The organism is Acinetobacter sp. (assembly GCF_036666595.1).
In the GTDB taxonomy this organism is placed as follows: Bacteria; Pseudomonadota; Gammaproteobacteria; order Pseudomonadales; family Moraxellaceae; genus Acinetobacter.
The window spans coordinates 368-599 of the sequence record NZ_JAVWVO010000117.1 but is presented as its reverse complement, the minus strand read 5'-3'; the positions used below and the strand labels follow the sequence as shown (position 1 = coordinate 599).

Annotated in this window: 1 protein-coding gene; it reads left to right on the top strand. The window is 45.7% G+C overall.

The annotated features are described in order from the left end of the window. The coding region (locus RR876_RS17100) for a tetratricopeptide repeat protein (protein ID WP_332637202.1) at positions 1 to 232 on the top strand (232 nt) is incomplete at both ends.

The following is a 232-nucleotide window of genomic DNA, read 5'->3' as shown; positions in this document are numbered from 1 at the left end:
CTTGGGGGGATGTATGACAACGGTCAAGGGGTAGCCCAAAATTATGCGAAAGCCTTTGAATGGTATAGCAAGGCAGCGGCACAGGGGCATGCACGTGCGCAATATAACCTTGGGGTGATGTATGACAACGGTCAAGGGGTAGCCCAAAATTATGCGAAAGCCTTTGAATGGTATTTAAAAGCAGCTAATAATGGTAGTGCGATGGCTCAATTTAATATTGGTCAACACTACT